Genomic DNA, 18,797 nt, shown 5'->3' with positions numbered 1-18,797 from the left:
AAACCGGGGTGTCACATGGCCGCAAGTCCGCGCATCAGCGGGCGGCGGAGCCGGGCTCTTGCGGACTTCGGTTGGCGATCCTGTGCCACGCGACCCTGAAGAGGAAGACCGGTATGCCGACAACATAGCGGTACCAGAGGCGCGTCGGCTCGATCCAGAGCCGGTAGGCCCATTCGCACCGCAACCGCCGCACCCATTCCGGTGCACGCGGCACCCGACCGGCGAGGAAGTCAAAGAGCGCACCGACACCGATCACCACGCGGGCATGTTCCTCGGTGATATGACGGCCGATCCATTTTTCCTGCAGCGGCGTCCCCATGGCGACGAGCAGGACGTCGATCTTTGTCGCAGCGAGCTTCTCCAGCACTGCGCCGCTGTCGTCCTTGTCGAAGAAGCCGTCGGCGATCTCGATGATCTCATGCCAGGGGCTGTGTTCGCGCAGCCGCGCCGCAGCCTTCGACAGGACTTCCGGGTGGCCACCGATGAGGCCGATTCGCCGTTTCGTCGCCATGTAGGTGAGCAATGCGGGGACGAAGTCGGTTCCGTTGAGGTTTGCCGCGAACGGCACCCCGTTGAAGGACTTCGAAGCGATATCCATCCCGATCCCGTCCGGCAGGATGAGACGCCCCTCGAGCACCCGGCGGTATTCCGGGTCGACGAAGGTGATGTTGGCGTTGTTGGCGTTGAGGAAGAAGATCTGGGTTTGCCCGGACGACGAGGCGGCCAGATCGCTCACATGCGCAAGCGCTTCCTGCCAGCTCAAGTTGCTGACCGGGAATCCGAAGACGGGCCGATGAGGCGGGCGGGCTGTCTCGCTTGCAGCAGCGGTCATCTCAGGTCCGCTCCGGTCGACCGCGGGAGCGCCGTTCGAAAATTCGGGAAGGAACCGCATCAGGCGACGGCATAGGATTCACGCTCCGGGATAACACTCGGCATTCCCTTAACATGAGGACATCACCTGGCGCTTAAGGGCATTGCTCGAATGCGCCGCGGCTCATTAACCGCTCATTTGATATATATGGAGGGCAACTCTTCCGTTGAAGGTCCGCTGCTCCAGACGGGGTAGGCTTCCGGATCGAAGCCGGTCCTCACCATCAGTGGGAAGCAGGGTCTTCGACCTTGACACCCTCGACGATCTTGACGGGCGGGGAAGCGGGACTCTTCGGTGCCTCGGCCGTGGCCCGGACGTCTTCCTTCGAAAGGTAGTCGAGCTGTTCGACCAGCACTTCCTCGATGAGATCGTCGCCAAGCCGCTTGTTGATGTCGCCCTTGATCGTCTCACGGAACGCCACGAGGTCGAAGGCCTGCATGTCGGCGATATCGACCATCTTGTTGCCGACGAGCAGCGTGAACAACTCGTCGGTCATCAGCTCCGACATCGGCAATTTGATGCCCTTGAGCTTCTCCTTGTTGACCATGAACGAAATGCGTCCGAGGAAGTAGCCTTTGATGCCCCCCTCGGAAATCATCGGAACGGTGATCGACTCTCCGCGGACAAGCTCCGTCGGCGCCTTGGCGTCGGCCTCGGGAGCGGCAACAGGCGCCGTCGCCAGGCGGACGGAGAAGAACACCGCCCCGAGCGTCACGATGCAGACCCACAAACCGGCGACGAGCAGCTTGACCATCAGTTTTCGTTGTACCGGAACTGTTCCTGAGAATAGGTGCCGTCGGCGTCGGCGTCCCTGACGGCTCCCTTGAGAAGATCAGCCACGGCGCGGACGGCGTGAAGATGCGCCTCGACGCGCTGCGCATTCAGCGCGAGCTTCTTCTTCAGGCTGTGCATCTGCTCGATATAGCCGGCGGCCAGGTCTCGGGGATCGGAATCGCGGCAGAGCATGGTGAGTTCGTAGAGGCAACGGCTCTTGTGCGCGTTGGAGACCTTGAGGTCGAACTCGGGGTCCTTGCCGATACGCTGGTTCTCGTTGTCGATAATCATTTCAAGGCGGCCGAGAACCGTCTTGATGCGGTAGTCGCTAGAGGTGACTTCCATTTGCAGCCCCAGATCTTGGTTGTTATGCGCTGTGCTTTTCGGTTTCCGAGACGCCGAGCGTGCGTCGCTCGAGATCGGTCACCATGCTGAGGGCGACACTGCGGTCCTTCTCGTCGACGGCGGCGTTGACGACGCCCTTCGAACGGTGGCGCGCGAGTTCCTGCGAATACATCTGGTCGGCGATGCCGATGCCGCCGTTTTCCGACAGCACACCACCGATCTGCTCGGCCATCATGCTCTTCCACATTTCACCAGCATTGCCCTTGCCGTAGACGGCTTCCGCATCCGTCGGCAGCATGGACTTCACGAAGTTCTGCAGCACCACCGATTCGAAGTCGCGGTAAACCTTCGGCGTTTCGTCGTGTGCGGTCTTCTGGACGTTGCCGAGACCGGCCTTCGATGCGGCGCCGTCCAGAATATCGACAGCCGCCCCGAAACCCGCCCCCTTTTCCGCAAGGCTGGTCGCGGCGAAGGCCGCCCGGTTCGCCTTCAGGCGAGCCTGTGCCGCCTGAACTTCCAACGGGTCGGCCGCCTGGACCACGTCCAGGACGAGATCGCTCGGAGGTGAGATTGCCACGTGATCGTCCTCATTGCTTGTTCGCGGGGACTATCACTCCTGAAGCTTGCTGGAGGCTGGCGTTGCGTAACGCATGTCGACGAGGTCGTAGATGGCGTTGTCTTCGGCCTCCCGGTCCTCGTCCAGCCGGGCATCCCGCCTGTTCTCCTCCAGGCGGTCTCCCTTCACGCGTTCCCTGACGACCTTCGCCTCCTGCGCCTGCTGGATGCCGGCAAGCTGCTTTTCCATGTTCGCCAGACGGTCGAAACGCTCGGCATAGTTCTGGGCGAAGAGACGATGGACCGGGTCGAGCGACCCGATGGCATCCATTACCATGTGCATCGAGGCCGAAACTTCATCCCGCTGCCTCGCCGTATTCGAAAGGTCGCTCTCGGCCATGCGTTCCATGTGCCGCTGGACGGAGACGAGACGGGCAAGCTTTTCCGATTTCTTTTTCGGTCCCATGCCTCGCCCCTAGTCCAGGAATATGACTGCGAACTGGGATGCGAACTGGCTGACCAGCGCGGCGATCCCGAAATAGAGAAGGAAGAGTCCACCGATGATGAGATACGGCAACGAGATGAAGTAGATGGGAATCTGCGGGGCGAGCTTGTTGATCAGACCGACGGAGAAGTTGAACATCAGCCCGAAGATGATGAAGGGGCTCGCGAGCCGCAGCATCAGGTAGAACGTCGCTCCGAGAGTATCCGTCAGCGAGATCAGCATCTTTTGGGCATCCGGGAAGACGCCGAGCGGCATCAGCCCGTAGGAATCGACGAGCGCCCGCAGCACGGTGTGATGGAAGTCCATCACGAAGAGCAGCATGAGGCCCGCGAAGCTGATCATGTTGGTGAGCTGGTTTTCGCTCGTGTCCTCGAGAATATCCGCGCCACCCGGTGCGTTGAAGCCGATCGACATCGAGATTGCCGACCCGGCAAATTGCAGCCCGAGAACGAAGAGACGCGGAATCATTCCATACATCGCTCCGACCAGCGCCTCTCCCGCGACGATGCCGATGTAGCCGTAGCCGGCGGACTGCACCTTCGGATAAATGACATCCCAGAGAACCGGGAGCACGGCGAGCGAGACTGCGAAGGCGATGAAGAGCCGGATCTGGGGAGCGACCCGCGCCGACGAAAAGCCGGGGAGAACCATCAGACACGTCCCGATCCGGCAGAAGGCCGCAAACAGGGCGAGCACGGTCCCCTCGGGGTCGGTTATCATGAAATGGAGCCCAGGATCTTGATTTCGATGCCCTTGGCCAGTTCGACATGCGACAGGACCGGCAAGGTCGCGAAGAGGCGTTCGATGATCATACGGACATAGGAGCGTGTTTCCGGAGACGTGACAAGCACGAAGGGCATGCCGCGGTCCATGAATTCACGGATTACTTTGCTCGCCTGCTCGCTGAATTCCTCGAGGCTGCGCGGATCGATGTCGAACTCGACGATTTCGCCCTTGGCGTCGCGCTTCAGCGCCTGGTGGAAAATCAGGTCCCATTTGCTGCCGAGGCGCAGCACACGCAGCACGCCGTTGTCGGCGAGATCGCCGCAGAGCTGCTGCGCCATGCGTACCCGGACGTGTTCGACGATCTGTTCGGTCTTGCGGACGTGGGGCGCAAGTTCCGCCACCGCTTCGAGAATGAGGTGCAGGTTCCGGATCGATACCCGTTCGGCCAGCAGAAGCTTCAGCACCGCCTGCAGTCCCGAATAGGACATGTGCGAGGAACAGATTTCGTCTGCGAGCTTCTTGTACTCCGGATCGAGCCGGTCGATCAGGATCTTGACGTCCTTGTAGGAGAGAAGCTGCGGCAGGTTGTTGCGAATGACTTCGCTCAGATGCGTCAGCACCACGGAGACGTTGTCGATCGGGTGGAAGCCTTCGCGCTTGAGATCCTCGGTGAACGCTTCGAGGACGGAGACGGCCGGCATTCCGAACGCCGGCTCCCGGATTTCGTCGCCGGGGACCTTCGGCTTGCGGCCGGAACCGGTGATGACGAGCACCTCGCCCACCCGAAGCTGGTTGGAGGCGACCGTCGTGCCGTGGATGCGGATCTGATAGGCCTTTTCGGGGATCGCGATATCGTCGGTGACCTTGATCTCGGGAACGACGAAACCATACTGGCTCGCGAATTTCCGGCGCATCTTGCCGACGCGGAATGCGAGTTCCTGGTGAGCGCCGAGCAGCCGGGTCGAGACGAGCTTGCCGAGCGCCAGCTCGATCTCGGCGGTCTTCAGCACCGACTTGACCGAGTCCTTCTCCGCCTCCTTGGTCTGGATGACCTTCTTCTCCTCCTGCTCGCGCTTCAGCTTGTTCTCCGCCTCGATCTGGCGCGGAATGAACCAGCTGCCGAAGGCCATGATGCCGCCGAGGGCGAGGAAGGGTATCATCGGCAGACCGGGAATGACGGACAACAGCACCATCAGCGCCGCAGCGACGGAGAGCGCCCGAGGGTAGCCGCTGAGCTGGTTGACGACGGCCTGGTCGGTCGAGCCGGGCGTGCCGCCGCGCGAGACCAGAAGGCCCGCGGCAAGCGAGACGATGAGCGCCGGCACCTGCGACACGATACCGTCGCCGACCGAGAGCTTCACGAAGACGTCCGCCGCCTCGCCGATTTCCATGCCGTGGCGGAAATAGCCGATGATGATGCCGCCGAAAATGTTGATGGCGGTGATGATGAGGCCGGCGATGGCATCACCGCGGACGAACTTGGATGCACCGTCCATGGCGCCGAAGAACGAGCTTTCCTGCTCGAGTTCGTGGCGGCGACGCTGGGCCTCCTTCTCGTCAATGATGCCAGCCGACAGGTCGGCATCGATCGACATCTGCTTGCCGGGAATGGCATCCAGGGTGAAGCGGGCGCCGACTTCCGCGATACGCGTGGCACCCTTGGTGATGACGATGAAGTTGACCGTCACCAGGATCATGAACACGATCAGACCGATGACGAAGTCGCCGGACATCACCAGGCTCGAAAAGCCGGCGATGACCCCGCCGGCGGCCGTGTGTCCTTCATTACCGTGGGAAAGGATAACGCGGGTCGTCGCGATGTTGAGCGACAGCCGGATCATCGTCGAAATGAGCAGAATCGTCGGGAAGGACGAGAAATCGAGCGGCCGCTGTATCCACAACGAGACCATCAGGATGAGAACGGAGAAGGCGATCGAGAAGGCCAGTCCCATATCGATCAGGAACGGCGGAATCGGCAGGAACAGGATGCAGAGGATGACCACGATGCCGAGGGCGAAGCCGACGTCACGGCCGTTCGGACTGACCTTCGGAAGGGGGACTGCGGTAGGTTGCGCCATAACTCGTTCCGTCTCTTCATGAGAAGGCGGCCGAAGGCTGGACGCAGTCGGCCGTATTCACCAGAAGGCTTAGGAGACGAAGCTTGCGCGAGGGTGACAGACGGGACGAAGAGCCGGCCTAGAAACCCGATTGCACGCGCGAGAAGACGAGGTTGGAAAAGAGGGCGATCTGCCCGCCGACGAAGGGCGCGCTGATGCCGATCACGATGAGGATCGTGACGATCTTCGGGACGAAGGTGAGCGTCATTTCCTGAACCTGGGTGAGCGCCTGGATCAGGGCTATCACCACGCCGACGACCATGGCCGCGAGTACTGCCGGACCGGATGCCACAAGCACCGTCCACACCGCGGCCTGCATGATGTCCAGGGCGTCGGCCTCGTTCATCGAGCGAAAATCCCTCTTTTCGACACGGGAATCACTTCCCGCATATCCTCAGGCAGGGGTATCAGCACTGTCACCCGACGTCGAGGGCTTGCCGACCGTCACGCCGACCGTGATCGGGACTTCCTTCCCGTCGGTCGTGGTGGCAACCATCGTATCGGCATAGACGCGTACCGATTCGATGATGCCCGTGGTCCTGCCGTCGGCACTGGTGATCGTCTGGCCGATGTAGTTCGACGCGGCGCTCAGCGCATCGCCGGTAATCAGCGTTTCGAGCTTCGCATTGGTCTGGATCGTCTGCTCGACCTGAGAGAACGTCGCAAGCTGCGCGATCTGTTCCGTGGCGTCCATCGGATCGGTCGGATCCTGGTTCTGCATCTGCGCGATCAGCAGCTTCAGGAACGAGTTGTAGTCGAGAGAGGCCGAGGCCGCGGCACTCGATGCCGACTTGTCGTCGGTCGCCGCCGTCTTGGTGGTCGACGCGGTATTGTTCGTACCGGTCGCAGCGCTTACCGCGTTTACCGCCATGGTGCGATCTCCTTGCGAATCTGCTCCACCGTCGCCGGCGTGATCTCCTGGTTGTTGAGAATGCGATCCTCGATCGGATAGAGGCCGCGGATCGCCTTCAGGGCGTCAAAGGCGCGGCCGGAGGCGACCATGCCGTCGATGCGCTTCAGTTCCGCCAGAACCTCCTCGTTCTGGAAACAGGCGAGCAGCATGGTGATCGACTTGCGGAACATGGTCATCGACTGTTCGCGTCCGTCCGGATTGATCAGCATCATCTGCGCGATGAAATAGAGCTGCCGCAACGGGGTCGTCGCGTCTTCCGGCTGCAGAACGTGGTTTTCGAGCAGGAAGGTGACGTCGTTGAGGAACTCCAGCGCGACCTTGCGGTCGACACGCAGCACTGCGCCGTTGATGAAGATACGTTCCCCGGACTTGAGAGAGATGCGCAGTGTACTTTTCATTTCAGTCCATCCCTGATGATGGTTGTCACGTCTATTATGCTCTGGAAGTTGCTGGACTCGCGCTTCCTGATCCGATCGCACTCCTTCAAGATCCAGATGGCGATGGAAATCAGATTCGCGCGCAGCTCTGCCCCGAGCTCGTTCTCGGGCTGCTTCAGATCCTCGATGAGGCGGATCCAGACCCGACGAGTATAGAAGAGCGCCTCAATAGCATTGCGGGAGTACTCCCCGTCGTCGCGTGCCTTCTCGAGCAGCTCGATCGATCGCGACAGCGCCTGCCGTTCACGGTCCTTGGCGTTCGCGACGTCATCTTCCATGATCTCGGCATATGTGAACTGATACATTCAACTGTCCTTCATAGTCATGGCGTCCCTTTGATCATCAAAGGTAGTTCACGAGACTCAACTGCTGGATCTTGGCCGTCAGGGTGTAGGATGCTTCGGCTAGCGACAGGAGATTGTTGACCCTCGTCGAGGCTTCATACGCATCAACCTCAACGCGGTCGGCTTTCGTTGTGTCGAGAATATTGATCTGAATCTGCAGCGATGTATTGGCCTTCTTCACCCGGCTCTGGGAAAGGCCGAGCTGGGTGCGCTGCTCGTTCAGCCCGGCAGTCGCCTTACTGATGTAGGCGATCGCCTTGTCGGTGACGACCGAGCGCACGCTTTCATCCAGATCCTGACCGAGCAATTCCTTGGCGACCACAGCGGCGAGCGCAAAGTAGCGCATCCCGTCCTCATTGGCGCTGGTCGACGTCTCCACGACCTCGCTCTGGCTGATGCGGCTCGTCATCACGCCGTCGGCGGCGTTCGACCAGTCCGTCGTCCACCCCGCTCCGGTATACATCGGCTCGACGACGTTGGTTATGAAATCATCCATTTCGGAGGCCGTCTTCGGCGTCGACCATGGATAAGCGGCATAGGCCGCATCAAAGGAGGCTTTCGCCGCCGAGCTGGCATCGTAGTCGGTGAGCGGCTGTACGTCAGTGTTGACGCCCGAGAACAGATACTCGCCACTGAATGAGGTGTTCGCCAGGTTGGTGAAGTTCGACAACACGTTTGAAACTGTGTTCACAGCCACGGTGATCGTCGTCGTCGTGCCGGACTGGCCGAGCGCGATCAGGGCATCCTGCATTTCCTGCGCGGAAGCGGCCATCTGGTTGAGCGCCTCCTGCGAGGCATCCAGACGCTGAGTGACGATCGCATTGGTGTCGATCATCGACTGCAGACGCATGCTGTCGCGGGTCAGGTCGAGGACCCTGGACGTCTCGCTGCCGATCGATGCCCCGACGTCGGCATACATGCCCGTCGTAACCTCTTGCTGCGCCTTGATGAGTTCGGCCTGCGCCTGGCGGATCGTCAGGCGCATCGAGGTCTGAATGGAGAGGTTCGAAACGTTGCTCGTCGACATAAGATTACCCCGCCATGTCCAGGACCGCCTGCATCATAGAGTCGATGGTCGACACCAGTTTGGCGGAGGCCTTGTAGGATTGCTCGACATCCAGCAGCAGTGACAGTTCCTCGTCGAGGCTGACGCCGGTCTTGGAGGAATACACCTGGAACGCTCTTTCGTAGAGTGCGTCCTTGTTATCGGCGGCCGTCGTGGCGTTTGCCCGAAGCTCCTCGAGCCAGCCGAGAGAGTTCGTGGAAAAGGTCAGAAGCCCGGACGAGGTGTCGAGTCCAGCGGCCGGATCGAACGGTCGCGACGTGCTGAGATTTTCCACATAGGTGAGCAGCAGGTCGGAGTAGCCGCTTCCGCCGGTCGGGTTCTTGACGTAGGCGGCACCGTTGATGCCGCCATCGCGCAGCAGGGTGGGATCGCCACCCGACGAGGTCACGAGCGCGCTGTTGATGGTGATGGACGCGGCAAGCCCGGGTTCCAGCGTACCGGATGCCGGCACGGTTCCGGCCGACCAGGTGAAAAGCCCAGGCAACGGATTGGCGCCACCGCCATCGGTTTCCTGGAACGCTTCGATCAGACCTCGCGCGACCTCGTCGAGCTGATTCTGGAAGGTCGGCGCGATGTCGTCGCGCAATTGCAGAAGCGCGGCGAGCGAACCTTCCCCGCTGGTATTGCCGCCGACACCGGCCTCGACCGCCACACCGTCGATGTAAACGGCGTTGCCGGTGACCGTAGCCGAATAGGTATAGGTGCGGCTGAAGGAAACCGAACGCGGAATCGTCTCGAAGAGGGTCGTGCCGTCCGCCGTATAAAGGGCGACGTCGTTGTTCTCCCTCACGACAACGGAAACACCGACGATGCCGGATATTTCCTTCAGAAGCGTCTCGCGCGTATCGAGCGCGTTGCTCGGATCGTTGCCGGTCGCGGTCGCCTGGACGACCGTGTCGTTGGCAGTCTTGAAGTCGGCGAGCAGCCGGTTGAGCTCGGCGACCTGCGACTCGATCTCCGCATCGGCATCGGCCCGCAGGTTCTGGACGGTTGTCGACACGCGGTTGAGCGAGTTCGCAACGTCGAGAGCGTCCGTAACGACAGTCTGCGCGAGGGCGAGTTGCCCCGGTGAGGCCGCGAAGGCCTGGAGGCTGCTCTGCAGCGTCGACATGTAGGTCGACGGAGCCAGCTCGTATTCATTGCCTCCGAGGCTCGACTTCAGCGTTTCCAAGCCGTCGAGAAGCGTGCTTTGCGCCTTCGACTGAGAGTTGGCGCTGACCGTCTGAAGGAGCAGGGCCAGCTCCTGATTTCGCTGCGTAACGACGGTGGAGGCGCCGAAGATGGTATTGGTTACGACCGCCGAACGACGCACATAGTTTTCGTTGCCGTCATTGGCAACGTTCGTCGAAATTACGGAGGACTGGTCCCCCATATTCCGGAACGCTGCCTTAGTCGTGTTGATTGCAGACGTGAGCGACATTGGCTAGCCGAACCTTACATTATCTCTTCAGGTTGACGAGAACGTCCATCAACTCGGAGCCGGTTTGGAACACCTTGGAGTTGGCCGTATAATTGCGCTGCGATTCGATCATCGCAGTGAGCTCTTCGGCGACATCGACGTTCGAGTCCTCGAGCGCACCCGACAGGATCGTGCCGAAGCCGGCGGAGCCCGCGTAACCCATGACGATCACGCCCGAGTCGTTGCTCTGCGAGTAGAGATTGCCGGCGACAGGCGTCAGATTGTCCGGACTCTGCACGGTCGCGAGCGCGACGCGGTAACGAGGCGTCAGGTCGCCGTTGTCGTAGACCACCGAGACGACGCCCTTTTCGTCGATCTCGTAGCCGACCACTTCGCTCGCCGCATTGCCGTTGATCTTGGCACCGGTTTCGACCGAGAAGGCCGCAGCGAGCTGCGTGGAACCGGAGATGTCGATCGCGATCGCACCCATGTTGGCGCCATCGACGGCAAATGCCGTGGTGGTCAGTGAGGTCGGAGAGGTGAGCTTCCCGTCGGCGTCGAAATTGAGCGTCGTCGTCGGAACGACGGTGGTTACCGGCGGACCCGCATAGCTCGCCTCGACCGTCCAGGTGTTTGCCGCGGTCTTGGTGTAGGTGAATTCGAGCAGGCGGCTATTGCCCTGACTGTCGTAAGCCACCAGCGAGGTGGACTTGCTGTAGCCGGCGGCTTCGCCGGACGGCAGGTTGACGTTCAGCTGGCCCGCCGTGGAGGCCGTCGCGGAAATCGATGCCGAGGAGAGATTGACCGACGTCAGGCCTTCAAAGCCGTTCACGACGATCGTCGGATCCGAAGCCGAGGAATACTCGTAGCCCATCAGGGTATAGCCAGCCGCATTGCGCAGCGTGCCGTCGTCCATCATCTCGAAGGAGCCGGCGCGGGTCAGATATTCGACGCCGTCGCCGCCACTCACGATGAAGAAGCCGTTGCCGTTGATCGCGAGATCGGTCGCCGAGGTCGTGTAGCTGAATGTGCCCTGATCCGAGATCGAGTAGCGGATATCGGTTTCGACGCCACCCGAGTTGTAGGCTCCGCCGGTCGCCGGCAGGATCATGGAGGAGAATTGGACCGAGGCCTTCTTGTAGCCCACGGTACTCGAGTTCGCGATGTTTTCAGCGACCGTTCCGAGACGGTTCGCCTGGGCATTCATTCCGGACACGCCGGTTCGCATGGTACCGTAAAGGCTCATGAAACTTCCTCGTTTCTATCGTCTTTGGGAGAGTAGGAGACGGGCCTTGCGTGAAGCTGTCTGGTGCGCCGAAGCCGATGACCCGCTGTCGAGGACGGCAACCGGGGTCATCGAGGCCCCGATCCTCCAGTCAGTTCCAATCGATGCAGTAGCCGAGGAAACGCTTCGAATCGACTGGATCGAAGCCCAGCTTCTTGCGCAGTTTCTTGCGCAACTTGCTGATGTGGCTTTCAACGACGTTCTCTTCGACTTCTTCGTCGAAAATGCCGTAAATCGCATTGAATATCTGCGACTTGGATACGCGGCGGCCGCGATTGAGCACCAGGTATTCGAGAATGCGCCGCTCGCGCCGCGGCAACGGGAAGACTGTCCCGTCGATCTCCGGATCGCGGCCATCGTTGAAGACACGGATCGGGCCGATCTCAGTGTAATTGCTGATCGCGCGCAGCCGGCGGCGGATGGCCGCCGCACGCGCAAGGATCTCCCTCGGGTGCACGGGCTTGCGCACGACATCATCCACGCCGCAATCAAAGAGCGCAAGGGTCGCTTCAAGCGACGGCTGGTCACTCACCGCGATGACCGGAGCCTGCGTGCGATCACGGATCGCTCGCGGCAGTTCCATGGTGTGATCCCCCTGCCCCAGAAGGAAGGCTTCCACGGCCGCGATGTCCCCGTCCGCTGCCGTATTTACCCATTCACCGAATTCCGCCGGATCAAACCCGGTCGATGGAATTCCTTCACGCCCGAAAAGGGAGGTGTATCCCTCCTTCACGAGCTCACGCTCATCAACCACGACGATCATTCGTCCGCCTCCGAATCAGTGTGGATACTTCGATGGACTATGGGTACGAATCGGAGGAATCAGGGACAACTGCTTAATGTTAACGATAGATATTAATAGTTGATTAAGGATTGGGTGCTGATTTGATCTACATCTAGTAGGTACCCGCACGTAGAGGCACTAATCTGTGGTGGATAATTTCGACGATAGTTAATAAGGCTCTTGCCGGCCATAATTCGTCAAAATCCGGCCACATTGCGGACAAAACCGACAACCGAAACAAAACTACAACTTACAATTGATGTGCGCCGCAGAAATTCCGCGCGTTCGGAGTCCATTTTCCGTAGCCGGTCGCGACCAGATTGGCGATGACGCGACAGACGTAACGCTTCTGTGCGGGGTCGTTGTCGGGACCGGCGTGATAGCGTGCAACCGCCATGGTCCACGTATCGTGACGTCCATGCAAACGCAACAGAAACCGTGCCGCATAGTCGACGTTCTGCCCTGGATCGAACATCGCCTCGATCGAGGGAAAGTTCTCCAGATGGAAGTGCTGGTTGATCTGCATGCAGCCCACATCGATGAGCTTGGCTCCTTGCCGGCGGGCCTGCATGAAGGCGTCGATGGCGTCGTTGCGGCTGTCGAAGAACAAGGCCTTACCCTCCACGTTCAGCGCGTAGGGCTGCAACGAACCGCGACGGCCCGTCTCCGTCAGACCCACGGAGTACAGGATACCCTCAGGGATGGTGTACCGGGCGGCAGCCTGCTGGATCTCGCGTTCGCAGGCGCCAGATGAGGCGCGGCTCTCAGAGGTAAACGTGGTCAGGACGAGCGCCGCCAGGGACGGCACCGCCGCCGTTGCCAGCCGCTTCAGCCAAGCCTGCTTCATCGCCGATCCTTCCGCTGCCGTCGTCTTCACCGCGCGAGCTGCTGAACGCATCCTGTCGCGGACCTCCACCGGCACCCTGACCACCGCCCTGCTGCGCCTGCTGGCCTCCCTGCGGCGACTGGCCGGTCCCCTGGCTGCCATCGCCGCCTGCCCGCTCGACCGAGGGCGCCATGCTCACATGAACATGATCGACCGTTAGACCCTGCGCCCTCAGCGCCTTCAGGATATCGCTCTGGTCGTCGTTGAGCTGCCTGAGGGCGGCGTGGTTCTCCACGGTGAGATGGACCGTCAGCTCATCCCCCCTGAGACGCAGGTTTGCGGTCACGCTTCCGAGCTCGACGGGCGTCATCTGGATTTTCAGCGTGTGGACGACCTTCCCGCCACCCGCCGCTGCGGCGGCGTTCGCAAGCTCTGCTGCGGGCTGCATCGCCTGCACCCATTCTCCGTCGCCCGCAAGCGCCGCCGCAATGCTGGTGGTGTTCGTAGTCGAGACGGGGGCGAGATAGCGTCGGGCGTCTAGTACTGCGACCGTCTGCGCGCCGTCGGCCGGCGCCGCCCCGGGTTCGAAGGCGGCCGCCGCCTCACCGGACTCGCTCACCCGCATCGTCAGCGACTGCCCCTTTCCGTCGAGACGCGCGAAGCGAAATGTGCGCTCTGCGTCGGTTTCGGGTGCGGAGGCAGCTTCTGCCGGTTGTGTGTCGAGGGATGTGTCGCCGACTACCTGACCCGCCGACGCCACTCTCGTATCGAAGGTGGTGTTCGCAATATCCTTGCCTTCGGTGGACCGATCGGTCCGGCCTCTCTTCGCGCCTGCAGGCTCGGCATCGGCGGGAACGGTCTCTGCCGTACCGCTGAGCAGGGATAGCACCTCGCCGGCATCCGTGGCCGGGACTTCGCCGGGATCCTCGACTGCTTGATCGGTCTCGACGTCGGCAACCTCCCGCCCGGTCGCGGACCGAGGTCCGCGTGCCACCGCCTTGTCGGGTTCGGCGACGCGGCGCCCCGTCACCTCTCCACGCACCGAAGACGTCTCGTGCAAGCTCTTCGCCAGCCCCGGCGTTCGCGACAGGAAGGCCGCGGTCGCCTCCTTGCCGTCACGGTCCGGAGCCTTTGCCGGCATTCGTGTGTCTGTCTCTTCGGGGATTTCCTCCTTGGTCGCAGGTGCGCCTACAACGGGACGTTCGCGTAAGCTCCTTCGCGAAATCTCGACCCGCGGTCGCGGACGCTCGTCATCGACCGGCGCCTTGTCACCGCGACGCTCGGCACCCTCCAGCGCCTCCGAGAAACCGCCGTCAGTCGATCGAGCGGACGTAGCCGCACTTCCTGCCCTGCCCGTGGCATCGGTCGAGGGAAGCGTTCCTGTGATACCGATATCGATCATTTCACTGCGCCTCTTCTTGTAACAGGCTGTCAATTTCGCGAAGTTTGGAACGCCCGGACGAAACGAAGTCCTGCAACGGGGGGTCCATCGCGACCTCGTCCGGCTTCGTGCCGGAGGGTGCGACATCCCTGGTGACCACTTCGGTTGGAGGTGCCTCGCCCGGAAACTGCAGTGGCTCTCCCTGTTCCTGCGCCACCGCCGCCTCGGCGGTCGCTGCCGGAGTATCGGAGGGCGGCAGCGGGGATGGACCCTGGTGGGCCGGCTCGGACAGAATTTCCCGCGCAACCGCCTCAGCGGCAGCGCGCAGCGCACGATCTGCCGGCGAAAGCTCCTTCTCGGGTATGCTGGCCAGGGCATCGACGGCCGAGAGAATGTCGGACGTCGGAACCTCGGCAAGACCTCCGTAAAGGCGGGCCAGCGTATCCGCACCTTCCGCCGTGCCCGACAGCCCCTTGGCACGTTCGGCGGCAAGACCTGCCAGCTGGTTCTTGCCGCGAACCGCGGCCGCCCTGGCGATCCTCAGATAGATCTCGCGGGCACGTTCCTTGTCCATGTAACCGAGTATGGCGCTAACGTCCTCGGCCTTGAGAGCTTCGTACCGTTCGACGACGAGCCGCACGAAGAAATCGGCGAACTGGCTTGCATAGGGCGAATGGAGGAATCGACGCGCATAACGGTTCGAATACGCCGAGGCCTTGGCGACGTCGCCGGTCTCGACGGCGATGGCGACGGAGCGGCGAAGCGCTGCTTCTTCCACGATCGTGCCGGGCGCAGTGAGGCGCGCCCAGTCATAGAACTTCAACGCACCCTTGGGATTGGTGCTGATGGTCACGTTGCCGGCGACCAGCGCAAGATAGGGGCCGATCTTGCTGTCCTTGTACTCCGTCACCAATTCACCGAGAGATTTGGCGATCAGCGTGCCCTTCCCGGCGAGATACTTGCGGAGCGCATCGGTCACGCGGTTGTCGAAATTGCCGTCGACATCCCGCGCGACGAGATATTCCAGCGTCTGAGGATTGCCGCCGCTCATCGCGTAGATCAGCGCCGCATCGACATTGTCGGTGCTTTCGAAGGTGGAAGCATCCGCCTGCCGCAAGCGCTTGTCGATCGTCTCGAGCATGAAGCGCTGCATCTCGCCGGCGGAATGGTCTCCGAGCACGACCGAATCCTGCACGAACTGCAGCGAACGCAGCATCTTGTAGGGCGCGACCGTCTCCAGGTCCTCCGAACGCGCCTGTCCCGGGCCGGAGAGACCCAGGACGGCGAGTGCAGATCCGAGAAGAAGGCGCCTCAGGCTTGCCATTCGACTATCCCTGGTCCGCTTGAATCAGAATCTCGATGCGACGGTTGGCATCGGCGAGCGGATCGTCCGGCACCTGAAGACGCCGGTCCGCAAAGCCGGAAACCTGCTGGACCCGCCCTTCCGGGAGGCCACCGCGCAGCAGCATGTAGTAGGCGCTGTGGGCACGCGCCATCGAGAGCCGCCAGTTGTCGTTCTCGGCCCCCTTGAACTGGCGACCGTCGGTATGACCGCGTATGACGATCGAGCCAGACCGCTGCTGCAGGAGCTTGCCGATCCTCTCCATGGCGACGACCATTTCCTTGCGCGGTACGGCGGAGCCGACATTGAACATGGGGGTGTCGAGCTGGTCCGAGATGGTCACCAGCAAGCCACCTTCGGATGGCTTGACGACAAGACCCTCTGCGAGCTTGCCGCTCGCGCCGCCGATGGCTTTCTCGATCTGGTCCCTGAGTTCGGTTGCCGCTTTTTCCGGGGCAGCGCCTGTCTTCTCGTCCGCCTTCTTACCCTCCACCTCGGCAGATTTCGTCTCCGTCGTGGCGCTCTCCGGTCGTGTCTCCTTGTGGTCGAGAGCCGCAATCTGCTCGCTCGCCGGATCCCGCGGCGGTTCGGTCGCTTGCACGGTGTCGGAAGAGGCCAGCTGATTCGTCTGCTTGGCCGCCTGAACCTGCTGGCTCCAAAAATCAGGATCGAAGGGGTCGCGGTAGGCTTCCCCACCCGAGGCGCCGGTCGACGGACCGGAGTCGCTTGCCCCGCCTTCGCCCTTGGCGCTGACATTCGCCTGTTGCCCCACTTCCTGCGCGATCTCGGCAAGGACAGAATAGGGATTCTCGAAGAAATCGGCCTCGGAATAGTTCTGCTGGTCGCCTGCCGTCGCCGTCTGGTCCTCGCCGGTCGCCGCCGCCGAGCCCACGGTGTTCTGCTCGTCCTCGACCTGCGAGCGCTCCTTCTTCTTTTCCCCATCGGCTTGGTCGACCGGCTTTTTCACGCCCTTTTCGGTCGGCTTTTCGTCGGCAAGCTTGATCGGATTGAAGTAGCTCGCGACGGAGGCCTTGGTCTCCTCGTTGGCAGCATTGACGAGCCACATCACGAGAAAGAACGCCATCATCGCGGTCATGAAGTCGGCATAGGCGATCTTCCAGGCGCCGCCGTGATGGCCGTCGTGATCGCCGCCACCGTGGCGCTTGATGATCACGATTTCATTCTTGCCGTGGTGATGATTTTCGCTGTCGCTCATACCAGCACTTTCTTCAGGCTAGCCGTCCAGGCCGATATACGCGTAACCAGCGCTGTGCCGCCGATATCGACGGTGAGGTCGAGATCGTCCGCCTCGATGTGGTGCAGCACGTGCGCGTCGTCTCCGAGAGCCTCCTTCAGCATCTCGAAGAGAGGAGCCGGGCCGCTGACGGAAATGATGCCGGCCTCCCCGGAGAGGATTGCGGCCGACAGCTGTCCGGCAAGATCGCCGACGGCACGCGCCACCACCTGTTCGGAAAGGAAGGGGGCGACCGCCGCCGCCGCCTGTTCGCTGACCGCGAGCGCGATCTGCCCCGCCGTGCGATGCAGGCCATCGGCAAGCGCCCTGGCGGTCTCCGCTTCGAATTTCTGCCGAATGGCGTCCAGGGCATGGGCATGTTCGTCGACAAGCGCCTGGCGCTCGGCCTCGAACGTCTGGCGCAGCTCCCGCTCTGCGACCTCGTAACCCTCGGCATAGGCCGCGCGCCGTTCCGCGTCGATGTCGACAGGCTCCGGCTCCGGCGCGGCAAAATCGATGTCGAATGTCGGCTCCTGTTCCGGGAAAGCCATGCCCTTCGACGCGGGTGTCCCCGCGGGCTGGGAAAAGTCCTTGAGATAACGAGCTAGTGGCAGGCTCATGCGCGGCACGCTCCGGCGACCTGCGTTCGCAGCCTTGCTTCCGGAGTGCCGTGCTCGGCGAACAAAAACTGACTGGGTTTCATCCTGACTTTCACCGCGGTTTCAGCCGCCGGGCCGCCGACCAGTCCCTTACAGACAGACGCTCCCGGAGTTTGACGTATTCGCCTCGACGCTAAGCGTCCAAACTTGTGCGAGGATGAATGGCGCGGGGCACTGCCGCCCAGCCGCGGACGAACAGCGGGACTCTCACCTTTAGCCGGCGCGAAGCGTCCTCACTTGAAGAGGGTCAGGATGTTCTCGGCGTTGGTGTTGGCGATCGAAAGAGCCTGGATGCCAAGCTGCTGCTGCGTCTGCAGCGCCTTGAGGCGTGTCGACTCCTCGTTCATGTCGGCGTCGACGAGGCGCCCGACGCCTTTGTCGATCACGTGCATCAGGTTGGAAACGAACTGTTCCTGCATGTCGATGCGCTTGGTGATCGCACCGAGCGTGGAGGCGGAATTGGTCAGCTGCTCGAGCAGATCCGAGACGACGCTGATCATGTCGTCCATCTCAGAATCGGTGGTCGTTCCGTCGATCTTGATCTCCGTGCCGGTGGCCGGCGTCGTTGAGCCGACATCGAGAAGATAGTAATTGCGCGGGGTACCGGACGGGCTCGCCGTGAGAACATCGGCATCAACATCCCGGGTCAGGATGCCACGTGTCGCGTCGACCGTGTCGACCAATACCGACTGGCTGGTGTCAAAATCGAGCGTCGTCACCTGAACGGTTCCGTCCGTCGCACGAACAAAGGAGGAGACGACCTGCTTGACGCCAAGTGCCGAGGGTTCGGTGTTGTAGAGCCAGTTCTGGCCCGAGAAGGATGCGGATTGCGTTGTCGAGACCAGCTGGTTCTTGAGCTGGGTCATCTCGGCATTGATCTTGGTCCGGTCGACACCTGGCTCCCTGGCAGCAACAAGCTTCGCCTTGATGTCGCTCAGGACGTCAATGACGTTGTCGAGCGCCGTATAGGCCGTATCCACGGTCGCTGCACCGAGCCCGAGCGCGTCCGACACCGTCGAGAGCGAGGAATTGTCCGAACGCATCGTCGTGGCGATGGACCAGTAGGCGGCATTGTCGGCGGCCGTCTCCACACGATAGCCTGAAGACACACGGCGTTGCGTGGTCTCCATGTTGTTGTCGATCGCACGGAGAGTCTGGAGTGCCGCCATGGCGGCAGCATTGGTCAGAATACTGGTCATTGAGGGTGCCCTGTTCGCATCATGAGACATCCGGC

General features: G+C 61.8%; 21 protein-coding genes. All 21 read right to left on the bottom strand.

Annotated elements, in window-relative coordinates; genetic code table 11:
• Positions 1 to 34: 34 nt before the first annotated feature.
• Complete coding sequence (locus ACM6UT_RS14260; RefSeq protein WP_416798007.1) at positions 35 to 832, bottom strand: WecB/TagA/CpsF family glycosyltransferase; 798 nt, start codon at positions 830 to 832, stop codon at positions 35 to 37.
• A gap of 262 nt (positions 833 to 1,094) precedes the next feature.
• Complete coding sequence (locus ACM6UT_RS14255; RefSeq protein WP_416798006.1) at positions 1,095 to 1,625, bottom strand: hypothetical protein; 531 nt, start codon at positions 1,623 to 1,625, stop codon at positions 1,095 to 1,097.
• The gene (locus ACM6UT_RS14250) at positions 1,625 to 1,990 is read right to left on the bottom strand and encodes a hypothetical protein (protein ID WP_129333655.1); all 366 of its coding nucleotides are present in this window, start codon (positions 1,988 to 1,990) and stop codon (positions 1,625 to 1,627) included. The genes ACM6UT_RS14255 and ACM6UT_RS14250 overlap by 1 nt, the downstream gene beginning before the upstream one ends.
• 22 nt (positions 1,991 to 2,012) lie before the next feature.
• Positions 2,013 to 2,567: a rod-binding protein gene (locus ACM6UT_RS14245; protein WP_148161999.1), complete on the bottom strand. Its 555-nt coding sequence runs from the start codon at positions 2,565 to 2,567 to the stop codon at positions 2,013 to 2,015.
• Positions 2,568 to 2,600: 33 nt separating this feature from the next.
• Positions 2,601 to 3,011 carry a hypothetical protein gene (locus tag ACM6UT_RS14240; RefSeq protein ID WP_416798005.1) on the bottom strand — a complete coding sequence of 137 codons (411 nt, stop codon included), beginning with the start codon at positions 3,009 to 3,011 and terminating at the stop codon, positions 2,601 to 2,603.
• Positions 3,012 to 3,020: 9 nt separating this feature from the next.
• A complete protein-coding gene (fliR, locus tag ACM6UT_RS14235) occupies positions 3,021 to 3,770 on the bottom strand; it encodes a flagellar biosynthetic protein FliR (protein ID WP_416798004.1) in 750 nt (249 codons plus the stop codon).
• Positions 3,767 to 5,854, bottom strand: a complete 2,088-nt coding sequence (gene flhA, locus ACM6UT_RS14230) for a flagellar biosynthesis protein FlhA (RefSeq protein ID WP_416798003.1) — start codon at positions 5,852 to 5,854, stop codon at positions 3,767 to 3,769. Before flhA ends, fliR begins: the two co-directional genes overlap by 4 nt.
• Positions 5,855 to 5,972: 118 nt before the next feature.
• A complete protein-coding gene (gene fliQ, locus ACM6UT_RS14225; protein WP_416798002.1) occupies positions 5,973 to 6,239 on the bottom strand; it encodes a flagellar biosynthesis protein FliQ in 267 nt (88 codons plus the stop codon).
• A 48-nt stretch (positions 6,240 to 6,287) separates the two neighbouring features.
• On the bottom strand, positions 6,288 to 6,764 hold the full coding sequence (flgD, locus tag ACM6UT_RS14220; protein WP_416798001.1) for a flagellar hook assembly protein FlgD: 477 nt from the start codon (positions 6,762 to 6,764) through the stop codon (positions 6,288 to 6,290).
• Entirely contained in the window at positions 6,755 to 7,204 is a 450-nt protein-coding gene (gene flbT, locus ACM6UT_RS14215; protein WP_416798000.1) for a flagellar biosynthesis repressor FlbT, read from the bottom strand. The genes flgD and flbT overlap by 10 nt, the downstream gene beginning before the upstream one ends.
• The gene (flaF, locus tag ACM6UT_RS14210; RefSeq protein ID WP_416797999.1) at positions 7,201 to 7,548 is read right to left on the bottom strand and encodes a flagellar biosynthesis regulator FlaF; all 348 of its coding nucleotides are present in this window, start codon (positions 7,546 to 7,548) and stop codon (positions 7,201 to 7,203) included. The genes flbT and flaF overlap by 4 nt, the downstream gene beginning before the upstream one ends.
• A gap of 37 nt (positions 7,549 to 7,585) precedes the next feature.
• Complete coding sequence (locus ACM6UT_RS14205; RefSeq protein ID WP_416797998.1) at positions 7,586 to 8,614, bottom strand: flagellar hook-associated family protein; 1,029 nt, start codon at positions 8,612 to 8,614, stop codon at positions 7,586 to 7,588.
• A gap of 4 nt (positions 8,615 to 8,618) precedes the next feature.
• Positions 8,619 to 10,073: a flagellar hook-associated protein FlgK gene (flgK, locus tag ACM6UT_RS14200; protein WP_416797997.1), complete on the bottom strand. Its 1,455-nt coding sequence runs from the start codon at positions 10,071 to 10,073 to the stop codon at positions 8,619 to 8,621.
• A gap of 19 nt (positions 10,074 to 10,092) precedes the next feature.
• Positions 10,093 to 11,298, bottom strand: a complete 1,206-nt coding sequence (locus ACM6UT_RS14195; protein WP_416797996.1) for a flagellar hook protein FlgE — start codon at positions 11,296 to 11,298, stop codon at positions 10,093 to 10,095.
• 130 nt (positions 11,299 to 11,428) lie between these two features.
• A complete protein-coding gene (gene rem, locus ACM6UT_RS14190; RefSeq protein ID WP_416797995.1) occupies positions 11,429 to 12,100 on the bottom strand; it encodes a transcriptional activator Rem in 672 nt (223 codons plus the stop codon).
• Between the two features lie 271 nt (positions 12,101 to 12,371).
• A complete protein-coding gene (locus ACM6UT_RS14185; protein WP_416797994.1) occupies positions 12,372 to 12,968 on the bottom strand; it encodes a transglycosylase SLT domain-containing protein in 597 nt (198 codons plus the stop codon).
• Positions 12,886 to 14,349, bottom strand: coding sequence for a flagellar hook-length control protein FliK (gene fliK / locus ACM6UT_RS14180; protein ID WP_416797993.1), 1,464 nt, complete (start codon positions 14,347 to 14,349; stop codon positions 12,886 to 12,888). The genes ACM6UT_RS14185 and fliK overlap by 83 nt, the downstream gene beginning before the upstream one ends.
• 1 nt (position 14,350) lies before the next feature.
• The gene (gene motC / locus ACM6UT_RS14175) at positions 14,351 to 15,652 is read right to left on the bottom strand and encodes a chemotaxis protein MotC (RefSeq protein WP_416797992.1); all 1,302 of its coding nucleotides are present in this window, start codon (positions 15,650 to 15,652) and stop codon (positions 14,351 to 14,353) included.
• 4 nt (positions 15,653 to 15,656) lie between these two features.
• Positions 15,657 to 16,886 carry a MotB family protein gene (locus tag ACM6UT_RS14170; RefSeq protein ID WP_416797991.1) on the bottom strand — a complete coding sequence of 410 codons (1,230 nt, stop codon included), beginning with the start codon at positions 16,884 to 16,886 and terminating at the stop codon, positions 15,657 to 15,659.
• The gene (locus tag ACM6UT_RS14165) at positions 16,883 to 17,524 is read right to left on the bottom strand and encodes a GTPase (protein ID WP_416797990.1); all 642 of its coding nucleotides are present in this window, start codon (positions 17,522 to 17,524) and stop codon (positions 16,883 to 16,885) included. Before ACM6UT_RS14165 ends, ACM6UT_RS14170 begins: the two co-directional genes overlap by 4 nt.
• Before the next feature lie 272 nt (positions 17,525 to 17,796).
• On the bottom strand, positions 17,797 to 18,762 hold the full coding sequence (locus ACM6UT_RS14160) for a flagellin N-terminal helical domain-containing protein (RefSeq protein WP_416797989.1): 966 nt from the start codon (positions 18,760 to 18,762) through the stop codon (positions 17,797 to 17,799).
• Between the last annotated feature and the right edge of the window lie 35 nt (positions 18,763 to 18,797).

The sequence above is a fragment of the Ciceribacter azotifigens genome (genome assembly GCF_048159625.1).
In the GTDB taxonomy this organism is placed as follows: Bacteria; Pseudomonadota; Alphaproteobacteria; order Rhizobiales; family Rhizobiaceae; genus Allorhizobium; species Allorhizobium azotifigens.
Note: the sequence above shows the minus strand (reverse complement) of the source record. Positions and strands in the feature narration are given on the sequence as shown.